Source organism: Pedobacter sp. (assembly GCF_046462515.1).
Classification (GTDB): domain Bacteria; phylum Bacteroidota; class Bacteroidia; order Sphingobacteriales; family Sphingobacteriaceae; genus Pedobacter.
This window is the reverse complement of record NZ_JBKGVD010000009.1, coordinates 444,857-458,633: the sequence shown is the minus strand read 5'-3', so window position 1 is coordinate 458,633 and position 13,777 is coordinate 444,857. Positions and strand designations below refer to the sequence as shown.

13 protein-coding genes are annotated in these 13,777 nt (G+C 37.4%); all 13 read right to left on the bottom strand.

Annotated elements, in window-relative coordinates:
• Positions 1–3 precede the first annotated feature (3 nt).
• Complete coding sequence (ruvA, locus tag ACLHG9_RS14015) at positions 4–588, bottom strand: Holliday junction branch migration protein RuvA (RefSeq protein ID WP_410222126.1); 585 nt, start codon at positions 586–588, stop codon at positions 4–6.
• Positions 589–601: 13 nt separating this feature from the next.
• Entirely contained in the window at positions 602–2,899 is a 2,298-nt protein-coding gene (locus tag ACLHG9_RS14010) for an NADP-dependent malic enzyme (RefSeq protein ID WP_410222125.1), read from the bottom strand.
• Positions 2,900–3,162: 263 nt separating this feature from the next.
• Complete coding sequence (locus ACLHG9_RS14005) at positions 3,163–4,560, bottom strand: transglycosylase SLT domain-containing protein (protein ID WP_410222124.1); 1,398 nt, start codon at positions 4,558–4,560, stop codon at positions 3,163–3,165.
• A 28-nt stretch (positions 4,561–4,588) separates the two neighbouring features.
• Positions 4,589–6,016: an Asp-tRNA(Asn)/Glu-tRNA(Gln) amidotransferase subunit GatA gene (gatA, locus tag ACLHG9_RS14000; protein ID WP_410222123.1), complete on the bottom strand. Its 1,428-nt coding sequence runs from the start codon at positions 6,014–6,016 to the stop codon at positions 4,589–4,591.
• Positions 6,017–6,043: 27 nt separating this feature from the next.
• Positions 6,044–6,232, bottom strand: a complete 189-nt coding sequence (locus ACLHG9_RS13995; protein ID WP_243358276.1) for a twin-arginine translocase TatA/TatE family subunit — start codon at positions 6,230–6,232, stop codon at positions 6,044–6,046.
• A 32-nt stretch (positions 6,233–6,264) separates the two neighbouring features.
• Entirely contained in the window at positions 6,265–6,624 is a 360-nt protein-coding gene (locus ACLHG9_RS13990) for a twin-arginine translocase TatA/TatE family subunit (protein WP_410222122.1), read from the bottom strand.
• Between the two features lie 43 nt (positions 6,625–6,667).
• A complete protein-coding gene (locus tag ACLHG9_RS13985; protein ID WP_410222121.1) occupies positions 6,668–7,930 on the bottom strand; it encodes a murein hydrolase activator EnvC family protein in 1,263 nt (420 codons plus the stop codon).
• Between the two features lie 20 nt (positions 7,931–7,950).
• Positions 7,951–8,745, bottom strand: coding sequence for a DUF4292 domain-containing protein (locus tag ACLHG9_RS13980; RefSeq protein WP_410222120.1), 795 nt, complete (start codon positions 8,743–8,745; stop codon positions 7,951–7,953).
• On the bottom strand, positions 8,723–10,405 hold the full coding sequence (locus ACLHG9_RS13975) for a tetratricopeptide repeat protein (RefSeq protein ID WP_410222119.1): 1,683 nt from the start codon (positions 10,403–10,405) through the stop codon (positions 8,723–8,725). Before ACLHG9_RS13975 ends, ACLHG9_RS13980 begins: the two co-directional genes overlap by 23 nt.
• Before the next feature lie 34 nt (positions 10,406–10,439).
• Entirely contained in the window at positions 10,440–10,871 is a 432-nt protein-coding gene (dut, locus tag ACLHG9_RS13970) for a dUTP diphosphatase (RefSeq protein WP_410222118.1), read from the bottom strand.
• 6 nt (positions 10,872–10,877) lie between these two features.
• Entirely contained in the window at positions 10,878–12,362 is a 1,485-nt protein-coding gene (locus tag ACLHG9_RS13965) for a polysaccharide biosynthesis C-terminal domain-containing protein (RefSeq protein WP_410222117.1), read from the bottom strand.
• An 83-nt stretch (positions 12,363–12,445) separates the two neighbouring features.
• On the bottom strand, positions 12,446–12,730 hold the full coding sequence (locus ACLHG9_RS13960; RefSeq protein ID WP_410222116.1) for an acylphosphatase: 285 nt from the start codon (positions 12,728–12,730) through the stop codon (positions 12,446–12,448).
• A 94-nt stretch (positions 12,731–12,824) separates the two neighbouring features.
• Positions 12,825–13,772 carry an NAD(P)H-dependent flavin oxidoreductase gene (locus tag ACLHG9_RS13955; protein ID WP_410222115.1) on the bottom strand — a complete coding sequence of 316 codons (948 nt, stop codon included), beginning with the start codon at positions 13,770–13,772 and terminating at the stop codon, positions 12,825–12,827.
• Positions 13,773–13,777: the final 5 nt, after the last annotated feature.

Here is a 13,777-nt window from a genome sequence, read left to right as displayed (position 1 = left end):
TGTTTATAGGTTTTTTAATGCTTCTTTAATCATCTGCTCAACCGTCAAACTCCCTTCAGCTTTTTTTATCACATTATCTAATGCTTTTTCAGCAATTTGCTTGCCAAAGCCTAACATGACTAAAGCTGATAACGCTTCATCTTTAATTGTATTATGAATTGGCATTGAAATTAATGATTCTATGCCGTCTTTTTTCAATTTATCTTGCAATTCTAATATGATGCGCTGTGCAGATTTTGCTCCTATACCTTTTATTTTCTGGATAACCGCAACATTAGCGCTTACTATTGCCTGCTGTATTTCTGCCGGTGACATTGACGACAGCATCATTCTTGCAGTAGTTGGGCCTATGCCCGATACAGAAATCAGATGTAAGAAGAGCTTACGCTCTCCTTCATCTGCAAATCCGTAAATTGTATGAGCGTCTTCTTTAATATGAAGCCAGGTATAAATTTTACATCGCTCCTTATCTCCCAAAACGCTGTATGTATTTAATGAAATATTGATATGATAACCAATGCCCCCCACATCAATTACAATATAAGTGGGGCCTTTAAAGGCTAGTTTTCCATCAATATAATCGTACATGTAGTATTATGTATTAGCGTTTACCTTTTTTCTTTTGGTTATCAATTTCGCTTTTAGACTGGCTGTCAACCACAGCTATGGTAACCATGTTTACGATTTCTCTAACCGAGCTGCCCAACTGAACAATATGCACAGGTTTTTTCATTCCCAGTAAAATTGGCCCAACAGCTTCTGCCCCCCCTAATTCCTGTAATAATTTATAGGCAATATTACCCGATTCCAAATTAGGGAATACTAAAGTATTTGCAGGTGCATCAGCTAAACGGCTAAAAGGAAAGTTATCTTTTAACATGGTGTTATTGATAGCAAAATTTCCCTGCATTTCTCCATCAACAATAATCTCTGGATACTTTTCATGCAAAATCTTTACGGCCTTACGGGTTTTTTCAGGTATATCGCCCTGATTTGACCCGAAGTTAGAATAAGAAAGCATGGCTATTCTTGGGTGTACGTTAAATTTACGAACCGATTTTTCAATTAGCAAGGTAATATCTACCAACTCCTCAACCGTTGGATCCACGTTAACTGTGGTATCGCCAAAGAACACTGGACCTTTTTGGGTCATCATCATATACATACCGGCAACACGGTTTACACCTTGTTCTGTCCCGATTACATGTAAGGCTGGCTTTATAGTTGACGCATAATTTTTAGTAAGCCCTGAAATCATGGCATCAGCCTCACCAAACTCTACCATTGACGCGCCAAAATAGTTCCTGTCTCGCATAAACTTAGTAGCTTCAATTAAGGTAACTCCTCTGCGCTGACGTTTTTCATAAAGGGCTTGCGCATATTTCTTAATACGCTCAGCCTCCTGTAATGGATCTATAATTTGAACGCCTTCAAGTTCAAGGGCATTTTCATCAATAATGGTTTGTATTCTTTCTTTATTACCTAATAAAATAGGAATGGCAATGTTATCGTCTTTAACAATTTGCGCAGCTTTTAAGATCTTGTAATTATCAGCCTCTGCAAAAACCACACGTTTAGGGTCAGTTTTAGCTTTAGTAGTTACTGCACGCATTAGCGCATCGTCTCCGCCCAAACGGGCTTTCAATTCCTCAGCATACGCGTCCCAATCTGTAATTACTTTACGTGCAATACCACTCTCTATCGCAGCTTTAGCCACTGCAATAGATACATTGGTCATTAATCTAAAATCTGTTGGCTTAGGGATAATATAATCTTTACCAAATTTCAGGTTTTTTACATTATAGGCCATGTTTACTGCTTCCGGAACTGATTTTTTAGCCAATTCGGCAATAGCCCTAACAGCAGCGATCTTCATTTCTTCATTGATGGCTGTAGCCCGCACATCTAATGCACCTCTAAAAATATAAGGGAAACCCAGAACGTTATTTACCTGATTAGGATAATCAGATCTTCCAGTTGCCATAATAATATCCTTGCGTGATTTTATGGCCGTTTCGTAAGCAATTTCAGGATTAGGGTTAGCCATGGCCATTACAATAGGGTTTTTGGCCATTGAGTTTAGCATCTCAACGCTTACACAATCTGCTGAAGAAAGACCGATGAACACATCAGAATCTTTCATGGCATCAGCAAGTGTATGTAGATCACGTTTGGTTACAAACTCTGCTTTAATAGGGTCTAAGTTCTCACGATCAGCACGAATTACTCCGCTTCTGTCGCACATTACAATATTTTCCTTTTTAGCGCCTAATGACACATACAAGCGAGAACAAGAAATTGCCGCTGCCCCTGCTCCGTTTACTACAATTTTAACTTTATCTATTTTCTTTTTTTGGAGCTCGCAGGCATTTAATAACGCTGCCGCAGAAATGATTGCCGTACCATGCTGATCATCGTGCATAACCGGAATGTTCATTTCTTCTTTAAGACGGCGCTCTATTTCGAAACATTCAGGCGCTTTGATATCTTCAAGGTTAACTCCTCCAAAAGTAGGTTCTAACGCTTTTACAATTCTTACAAATTCATCTACATTTTTTGTATCCAGCTCTAGGTCAAAAACATCGATATCAGCAAAAATCTTAAATAGCAATCCTTTTCCTTCCATAACAGGTTTACCACCTTCAGGGCCGATATCTCCTAAACCTAAAACAGCAGTACCATTACTGATTACCGCTACAAGGTTGCCTTTTGATGTATATTTATAAACGTCTTCTTTATTTTCTGCAATTTTTAAACAAGGTTCTGCCACACCTGGAGAATAGGCCAAAGTCAAATCTCTTTGAGAAGAATAAGGTTTAGTTGGTACTACCTCTATCTTTCCCGGTCTTCCTTGTGAGTGATAGTCTAAAGCGTCTTGTTTTCTATTTGTTTTGCTCATTTTCTTCTTAATTCTTGTGTGCGGTCAAATTTACAATTTTTACTAATGATAAGGTTCCTTTTTCGTATCAGTTATTGTTTTAAATGAAACTGAAACTTCTCTTTAACTTAGTTTTAGTGCTTACGCAAAAGATGGCTGGTTTATTAAGCAACAGCCAATATGCAGATGTTATTTGTGAAAAACAACTTATTTTTAAAGAGATATGAATTATTTATTCCTCTACTTTCTACAGTGCCTAATAAATTTTACTAAGAAAAACAGGGCTACATAATTCTCAAAAGCATACCTACTTTAATGGCATGACTCTTAAGCCCGTTTAGTTTTTGGATAGTTTCTACTGTTACGCCTTTAAATTTTTCTGCAATAGCAAATAAAGTATCTCCTGCCTCTACTTTATAAACCGTTTGTTTATCAGCAGTTGCATTTTTATTATTTTTTAAGCTATCAGAAGTTTTAGCAACAATCAGTTTCTGCCCGGGTATGATAGAGGTTTCGCTAAGTTTATTCCAAACTTTTATATCCTGAACTTCTATGCCGTATTTACCAGCAATAACAGTTAGCGTTTCACCTGCTTTTACACTATGAATCTGTGTTTTGGTTTTCTGGTCTTTTACAGAGGTTTTATTGAGTTTTCTAAGATCTCTTACATCATCTGTTGTAGCTGCTATTAAAGTTTTATCTATATCCAGATCTGTATTTACGATTTCAAATATCTTTGTATAAAATGCTGGATCTACCTTTGGGATTATTACACGTTTAGGCAGCTCTGGTGTGCCATTTACAATAAACTTTTTATATGAAGGGTTTAACGCTATCAATGTGGTTGAATCATAATTAATTGCTTTGGCCAGATCTTTTAGCGCAACAAACCTGGTTACCATGATGCTATCCGTTTTAAAGCTAAATGAATTATTTTGTGCTGTAATTTCATGTCTGTTTGCATATTTCATTACATAAACTGCAGCAATAAATGCAGGCACATAATCTCTCGTTTCTTTAGGTAAATATGGTCTTATCTGCCAAAAATCATTTGAACCTGCTTTATCAATGGCTCGTGTAACATTGCCTTTTCCACAATTATAAGCGGCTATTGCCAGCAACCAGTCACCTAATTCATTATATGCATCTCTAAAATAAGCTGCAGCCGCATAACTGGCCTGAACAGGATCTTTTCTTTCATCAACAAAATTATCCATGTTCAATCCATAATTTTTTGCCGTACCAAACATAAATTGCCACAAACCGGTTGCACCTACTCTTGAAATAGCGTGAGGGTTCATGGAAGATTCGATGATGGGAAGATATTTGATTTCTGAAGGTATATTGTAAGCTTTAAGTGCCTGCTCAAAGATGGGAAAATAGTAGCTAGACAAACCTAACATTTTGCCATACATATCTTTCCTTTTTGAATAGACATCTATATAACCCTGAACAAATTCATTATAGGTTAAGGGTACCGTTTGCTGTATAGAATCAAGGCGTAGCTTATAAATATAATTTTGATTGTAAGTTAGAAGAGCTTGCCTCAGTTCAGGAACAGATATTGTATCTGTACGTTTTTCCTGACCCAACGAATCAACTGATAACTGTTTAGTTTTAAATTGCGAAAAAACGTTTAAAGAGCTGCAAAATATAAAAATTGTAAGTATGGTTTTTCTCATAAGCAAAGCCTTCTATACTTAACTTACGCTAAGCTTCTTTTAAAAACTGATAGGATAGATTTAAAAGTTCCTGTTCATTAAAATGTTTGGCCATCAGCTGTATACTTAAAGGTAATCCCTGTGCATTGCTGGCCAAAGGTAAAGCAATAGCCGGCACTCCTGTAAGCGATGCTAAAACCGTATAAACATCTGCCATATACATTTGTAAAGGGTCTTGAATATTTTCACCTATTTTAAATGCAGGGGTTGGCGTTACCGGGCTTAATAAAATATCGTGCGTACTTAAAAGCTCTTCTATTTTACTTTTGATCAGTTTACGAACGCGTTGTGCTTTCTGATAATAAGCATCATAATAACCTGCACTTAGTACAAATGTACCTAGCATAATGCGACGTTTTACTTCTTCTCCAAAACCTTCTGCACGCGATGTTTTATATAAATCAATAAGGTTTTTTGCATCGGTGTTCCTGTAGCCAAAATGTACTCCGCTATAACGAGAAAGATTAGAAGATGCTTCGGCAGTAGTTAAAACATAATAAGCCGGCACCAGGTAATCTAACAAATCAAATGAAGCATAAGTGACCTGATGACCTTGTTCGCGAAGATGTTCTATTGCATTTTGGATCGAATTTCTGATTTCATCATCTAACGCAGGATTATCTATTGTTTCTTTTAAAATAGCAATTTTTTTAGGGGTGGCTGGTTGATTTAAATCTTTTTGATAAGCAGGAACCGGCTGGGTAGAAACGGTACTGTCATAATGATCTGCACCTGATAACACTTCTAAAAGTAGTGCTGCATCTGTAACCGATGAGGTAATTGTTCCAATCTGATCAAAAGAAGAAGCATAAGCGATTACGCCATATCGCGAGATACGTCCGTAAGTAGGTTTTAAGCCAATACAACCACAAAAAGCAGCCGGCTGTCGTACCGATCCGCCAGTATCTGTACCTAATGCGGCCAAACACATATCTGCCTGAACAGCAGCAGCCGAACCTCCCGATGAGCCCCCTGCTACACGGCTTTGATCTGCGGCATTTCTTACCACCCCATAATAAGAAGTTTCATTTGATCCTCCCATGGCAAACTCATCGCAGTTTAACCGGCCTATAATAATGGCGTCTTCCTGTAAAAGTTTTTCAACTACTGTGGCAGAATAGGGGGCCACAAAATTTTCGAGCATTTTTGATGATGCAGTAACTTTATGGTCGGTATAACAAATATTGTCTTTGATACCGATTACCATTCCGGCAAGCTTGCCTGCTTTACCTGCATCGATTTTTTTTTGTATAGTTTCAGCCTGCTTAGTGGCAGAATCAAAAAACACCTCATTGAATGCATTGAGGTGCTGATGCTGTTCTATCTGCTTAAAATAATAAGCCAACAGGTCTTGAAGAGTAAGCGCTTTACTTTCTAAAAGGGATTTTATCTCATTTAAAGAGCTATACTTTTTCAAAACCAACAAAAGTGCTTTAAAAGGTAATTAACCGTTGTTTTGTGTAGATTTATCAGAGTCTACGCCGTCTTTACCGTCTTTAAACTCTTTTACGCCTCTACCCAAACCACGCATTAATTCTGGAATTTTTTTACCTCCAAAGAGCAATAAAAGTGCGATTACAATTAAAATGATCTCTGATGATCCTAATGCTCCTAAAATTGTTGGTTGTAACATGATGTTTTAATTTTAAATATTTTTAAACCTGTTTAATATGAACTGGTAGGTTCCTTATCTTCTTTTTGTGTTCCGTTGGCCTCTGTTGCAGAATCTGTTAATGGGGTTTCCTTGTCATGAATAGAATATCCCTGATCTGTTTCGGGCTCACGGTAGGTGTGATCAGCCGCAGTAGACTTGTTGTCAACGTCTGCATCAAACGAGTTGATGTTGCGGTGGATTTCTCTCTTTACTCCTTCTGAAGCATCTTTGAATTCTCTTATACCTTTACCTAATCCTCGTGCCAGTTCAGGTAATTTTTTACCTCCAAATAACAAAAGTATAGCCAAAACAATAAGCATCATCTCACTTCCGCCTATGTTTAAGAACTCTAATAACGTTGCTGAATACATCTTTAAGCCAATTTTATACAAATATAATTAAAATAACAGCTTTTTAACGTGCCAACCAGCTTTCGGGGTTTTGCGGAACTCCGGCACGTGTTATCCTAAATCCCAGCTCGGGCACGCCTTCATTAATGGCTACAACACCTATGGCTTGTTTTGTGGCAACTTCTGTTCCGGTACTCACACTCACACTTTTAAGGTTGTAATATACGGTGAAATACTCACCATGCTTAATAATAACAATATACCTTCCTTGCAGTTGGGTAATGGTTGATACCTTTCCTTTAAATACAGCTCTTGCAGTTGCATCCTCACTGGTCTGATAAGTGACCCCTTCATTATTACCCGATGCCTGATCAACCTTATAGGCACCAAAGTGAGTTGTAATATATCCGTTAGCTACCGGAGCTGGCAAACTACCTTTGTTCGCTTCAAATGCTTCAGAAAGTCTGGCCGCCTCAGGAGTAGCCCTCAACACATCGCTGCTTGTTTTTGGTTTGCCACCTGTTGTAGCAGGGGCTGGTTTGTTCTCAGCTTTTGCCTTAGCCGCAGCGATACGCTCTTCTTCCTCAGCTTTTTTACGTGCTGCAGCAATTTCACGGTCTATTGCTATTTTGATTTGCCTACTAATGGCATCTTGCTGCTGTTTTCTTTTAGTAATATCTTGCCTGTACTGTTTTTCCTGCTTAGTCAACTGGTTTAACACCACAGATTGTTCATTCTTGTTTTTATCGAGCCTGCCTTTTTCTGTTTCCTGCTCTTTAAGTAAATTCGATTTGTTTTTTAGGTCTTTATCCAGAACAACAATCTGGTTGTTGAGTTCTTTCTGAGTTCCTTGTATATAAGCTGCCTGTTTTTTTCTATACTGACCAAACTGCTGTAAATATTTAATCCGTTTATAAGCCTGATTAAAATCTTTTGCAGCAAAAACAAACATCATTTTATCATAGGCATTTTTATTGCGTTGCGCAAAGCGAATCATACCCGCATATTCTTTTTTCAGATCAGACAAGCGCAATTGCAGATCTCTTACCTTACCGGTATTCTCATTTATTTTGCTGTCTATATTTTTAATCTCTGAGTTGATGACAGCTATTTTCTCCTGACGTAGTCTGATTTGCGCTTTCAACGCATTGATCTGTGATATCGTAAGTTTTTTACCAGATGTGGTTTTGTCAAGATTTTTCCTGGCCAGTTCAATCTCTCTTTGCAGCGCTTCTTTTTTGCGCATCAGCTCTTTACTCGATTGTGCCTTTACGCCTGTAAAACCTAAAATTAACGAAATGAGAATCAGGATAGTTTGTAGCTTCATTATCCAAAATTATAAAAAAATTATTTGATTAGCTGATAAGACTTAGGAACTGTAAACGGAAAATCAACATTTGTATTGCCTTCAATCTTTGTAAACTCAAGGCTTAATGCAATTTTCTTAGGCCCCGCCATTGATTGTAAGTTCAGTTTTGAAGGGAATAAACCTCCGTTTAAAGGTGTGTATTTTTCGTAAGAAACTTTAAGGGCCTGGCCTGCTTCGGCATCGTTCAGACTGGTTTCGGCTGGTTTTAAAAGTGTATTAAAAAGTACAGCATACACCAGATCTTCTTTTTTACCACTTAAATTCCAAACTCCGTTCTCAAATTTTAAATCTGAACTCTCATTCATAAAAACCTTAATAGTATTGCCTGAAAATACCGACTGGAGCAAACTAAAATCAATCTGGTGATTGGTGAATTCATAGATATAGCTGAAAGGTTTTTTGGTATATGTTTTTTGCATACGGTTAATCAGCTTTATGCTATCAGGTGTCACAATTGCTCTTGCCACCTCCAAAGCTCCTCCCAGTGCAGTAATGTTTGCCCATATGGTCTGATCTTTTTTTATCCTAATATTCATGGTAACACTGTTGATATCACCATCTATGTCCAAATCGGCTTTGCCTTTCAATGCTAATGTATTAAAAGACAGATCTTTTGCCTGTAAAGCCTGTAGATTTTCCAGCTTTTTATTGGTTTCGGGCAATTGCTGTTGTGCTACCGGAGGTGTAGCAACAATGATCTTCTTTGCCTTACAACTTGCCAGCGTAAACACAATCGCTGTAACTAAAAAGCTATTTAATATATTTTTTCTCATTGATCTTTCTTTTTAATTTATCAGACGCGTTTCCAATGGAACCCGCCTTTATCCACTGTTCTAACGCTTTATCTTTATCTCCTTTTAAATATAGTATATCTCCATGATGCTCTATATAAACCCCATTTGAAGGATCTGACTGTAAGGCTTTTTTTATATTTTCTAAAGCCGCATCCAGCTTGTTTTGTTTGAGCAGAACAAAAGCATATGTATCTAATACAGATGCATTGGCCGGATGTGCAGATGCTGCTTTTAAAGCCAGGTTTTCTGCTTTATCTAAATTATGGTTTCTAAGCGCCATATAGTAGGCATAGTTACTCATGGTAAGGTAATTGTTGGGCGCAAGGGCAATGGCCTTTTCAAAAGCCTCATCGGCTTCTTTAAGTTTACCCTGATCTATAAAAACTTCTGCTTGTAGAGCCAAAATCATTGCATTGAGATTTTTATCCTCTGCATCTAATTGCAACGCATTTTTAATATCAAAAGCGGCTTCTGCATTCTGCCCGTTACGATGCAAAGCAAAAGCTTTATAATAATAAAGAATAGCCTGGTTAGGGTAATAAGTTAAAGCCTCGTCGCCTACTTTTATGGCTTCTTCGTAATTACCCAATAAAGTTTGTACGGCCAGTAATTTTTCCCATGCTATATAAAGCTGAGGTTCTGTTTTTACCACCTTTATATACTCTTCTTTAGAAGCTGCAAGATTACCTGTCTGATACAACAGATCTCCATACATGAGTATAGCTTTAGTGTTATCAGGATATGCTTTTAGAGTATTTAATGCGAGATCTGCTATATTTTTAGATTTAATTACTCCTGCTGGTTTTGCCAATATTTTACCCAGTACGCTTAATCTTGCATTAAGAGGCATTTCAGGGTTTTTAAATGCATTTTGTAAAGCCTCAATGGCAGCATCATTTTGCTTCAGCTCCCGATAAACATCGGCCATCGCCAAATCTATTTCAAAGTTTTGCGGTTCTGCCTGTCTGGCTTTCTGCAGTACAGCAAGAGCTTCTGAGGGCTTATTGTTCTCCAACAATTGTGCGCCTTTTAAAAGATAGTTACTCGTACTAACTGTTTCATCAGATGATTGTTTCTCTGCATTCTTACTTTGAAAAGCAAAACGCTGACGTGCCATTTCAAGTTCCCGGGATGAGCCGAATTTTTGTTCTATGTCCTGATAAAGTTTTTCTGCTTCTGCTTTCTTGCCTGAGAAATATAAAGCATTGGCTTTATCGAAGTAATAAAACCTGTCATTCTCATCAAGGGTTATAAGTTGGTCTAAAATACGGATCAGTGCTTCAGGGTTTCCTGATCGCCTGTAAACATCGGCCTGCAATTTAAGATACCAGATATTAGCAGGTTTAATTGCGATTGCTTTTTTTACGGCAATCTCGGCCTCCATAAATTTGTTTTGCTTAAAATAGAGATTTGCCAGTTCAAATAATGCAGCGTCATTTTGAGGGTCGAGATCTACAATTTTAGAGAAGCTGCTTGCCGCTTTGGGATAATTCTCTGTCATCTTATCTCTTAACCCTGCAAAAAAAAGTTCTTTTACAGCGTTTGTATCTTTTAAAACCACCTCTTTTTGAGCATAGGCATTAAAAGCAATACTACTAAAACAACATAAAACACCTAAAAAAATCTTTTTTACCTGCATTATTTTCTCTTCATTTCAGCCTCGGTTAGCCGAATTATTTACCTGTATGTCCATAACCACCCTGTCCTCTTTTGGTGTCGGTTAATACTTCTACCTCGTTCCAGGTGATGGTTTCATGTTTTGCTACAACCATTTGCGCAATGCGTTCTCCGTTATTGATGATAAAATCAGTATCTGATAAATTAACCATTAATACTTTTACCTCACCTCTGTAATCGGCATCTATTGTACCTGGTGAGTTCAATACCGTTATACCGTACTTATACGCCAGTCCGCTACGTGGTCTTATCTGTGCTTCATACCCAACTGGTAATTCTATGTAAATACCTGTTGGAATTAAAAACCGTTGCAAAGGTTTAATTGTAATCTGTTCAGGAATAAATGCTCTCAGATCCAGACCTGCCGCATGATCAGTTTCATATGCAGGCAGAGGATGGCTGGATGTGTTAATAATATTAACTTTCACTTGAGATTATTTTTTGTTTAAAAATCTGATTAAATCATCTTTTTCAAGATAAACAATCACCCCTATAAAACCGATTAATAAGGCATTACCTATATAAATGTTACGTTTAAACACAAAAAATGAACAAAACGATAAAATAGTGGCTACAATTAAATACGTACTTATTTTCTTTAAATTGTACGGTATGGGATAATATCTCTGCCCAAGAATGTAAGAGATGACCATCATTACAAAATAAGCAATCATACTTACCCAGGCAGAGCCCATATAGCTATACTTGGGGATCAAAACAAAATTGAAAACAATGGTTATGATAGCTCCTATTACAGAAATATATAATCCAAACCTGGTTTGGTCTGACAATCTATACCAGATAGAAAGGTTCATGTAAATTCCTAAGCATACATAACCTAATAATAAATACGGCACAGCAGGCAATCCTACCCAATACTGCTCATTTCGTATAAAGTGTTTCAGAATTTCTATATTGGCCACCAAACCTAAAAACATAATAGCCAATGCAATAGCAAAATACTGTAAAATGATTGCATAAGTATTTTTGGCATTTTTATGTTTGGCATGACTATAAAAAAACGGTTCTGCACCCAGCCTGAAAGCGGTAATAAAAATGCTTAAAAATATAGCTATCTTACATACAGCGCCATAAATTCCTACTTCTCCATCGGCAATAGATGGTGGTAATAATTTATTTAAAACAATTTTATCGAGATTCTCATTGATAATGAACGACAGGTTAGCTACCAAGATAGGCCAGCTGTAAGTAAACATACTTTTAAACAAGACTTTATCAAAGCTGAACTTAATTTTAGCAAACTCTGGTAACAATGCTATAAGCGTTACTATACTGGCTATTAAATTGGAGATAAATACATAACCTATCCATTGGGTCTGATACCATGAGGCCAGCCATTGTGCCAACCACCCATGCCCTTTGATCAATGCGGGAACAACAAACAGAAATATAAGGTTAAAGCCTACAAAAGTGCCGATGTTAAGAAATTTTACGATGCTATATTTAGCGGCCTTCCCATCGGCACGTAATTTGGCAAAAGGTATAACACATATGGCATCTATAAATAAAATCCACAGGAAATACTGCGTATAAAGCCTGTAAGAAGCAATATCTGCTGCTTCACTGGCTAAATAAGAGGCTATTGGATTAATAAAAATTAAGCCGCTAATCAGGAATAAGATGGATATAAACGCAATGCACAGGAATGAGTTATTGTAAACCTGTTCTTTTCTGTTTTCAAATTTATTGAGATACCTAAAATAAGTGCTTTCCATACCAAATGCCAGGATAGCATTGATAATAGATGCGTTGGCATACATATTTGTAAAAATGCCATACACTCCTTTAGGATAAACATTTGTATAAATTGGGGTTAAGATAAAATTGAACAGTCTTGATAAAACCGTGCTTATCCCGTATATGGCTGTTTGCCCTAAAAACTTTTTATATACTGACAATTTTATTTCTGATTTGAGTTTTAAAATCTGATCTCATGCGTAAGGTATTCTATTTTTTTTAATAAGAGGCTCTTGAATTAAGCTTACCACAATAGATTCTTTTTAATCACCACAAAGTTGTTATAGTTCTGTAATTCGCCTTCGCTTACCTCTACCTTTTCTACTTTTGCTTTTTCCGGACCTTCATTGCACCATTCTATAAACATTTCCAGAGTTTGAGAATCGGCTTCTGCTTCGATCAGTACCGAACCATCTTTTTCATTTTTCACCTTTCCTTTAACGCCCATCTGATCGGCCACAGCTTTAGTGCTTGCTCTGAAAAAAACACCTTGAACTTTACCCGTAACCTTAATATTAATATGCCGCATCGTATTTTAACTTTTTAACCTTTATCTCCGTAAAATTATAGGGATAAAGATTTATAATTTCACAAAATTAACAAAAGCATGTGGAACATCTTGGTTAAATCTCTAAGCCCGATATTCTTTTCTTTTCTTCTATAAATTCCTGCCAAATTTGTTCCAGTATAATTGCTGCAGGTTTTATTTCACGAAGCATAGCCGATACCTGTCCAATCTCCAGTTCGCCTTCTTGCATATCGCCCTCAAACATCCCCTTTTTCGCTCTCGCCCTGCCTAAAAGTTCGCTTAATTTATCTGCATTCGCCCCTTCTGCCTCAGCCTGAGCAATAGCTTCAGCAAAGTCATTTTGCAGCAACCGCACCGGCACCAGCTTTTTCATTCTCAGCTTGGTATCTCCTTCTACAGCGTGGATAATCTTTTCTTTAAAGTTGTAATGTGCCGATGATTCTTCGGCTACCGCAAATGCCGAACCAACCTGAACAGCCTCTGCGCCTAAAGCAAAGGCCGCTAACATTGCTTTACCTCCGGCAATTCCCCCAGCTGCAATTACAGGAATATTTACAGCTTCGGTTATCATTGGTATTAAACATAGTGTGGTTGTTTCTTCTCTTCCATTATGCCCACCGGCTTCAAAACCCTCAGCAACAATAGCATCAACCCCGGCATTTTGCGCTTTTATGGCAAATTTCTTATTGGCAATCACATGCACTACAGTAATCCCTTTTTCTTTTAGGAAACTTGTCCACGTAGCCGGATTACCTGCCGATGTAAATACGATTTTGACTTGTTCTTCAATCAAAATTTGCATAATCTCTTCAATATTTGGGTAAAGCAAAGGAACATTCACCGCAAAAGGCCGCTCTGTAGCCGCCCTGCATTTACGGATATGTTCTTTTAAAACCTCAGGATACATTGAGCCTGCACCTATAATACCCAAACCACCGGCATTTGAAACTGCAGCAGCTAAACGCCATCCACTACACCAGATCATGCCAGCCTGTATAATAGGATATTTTATACCAAAAAGAGATGTTATTCTGTTGTTCATAAAAA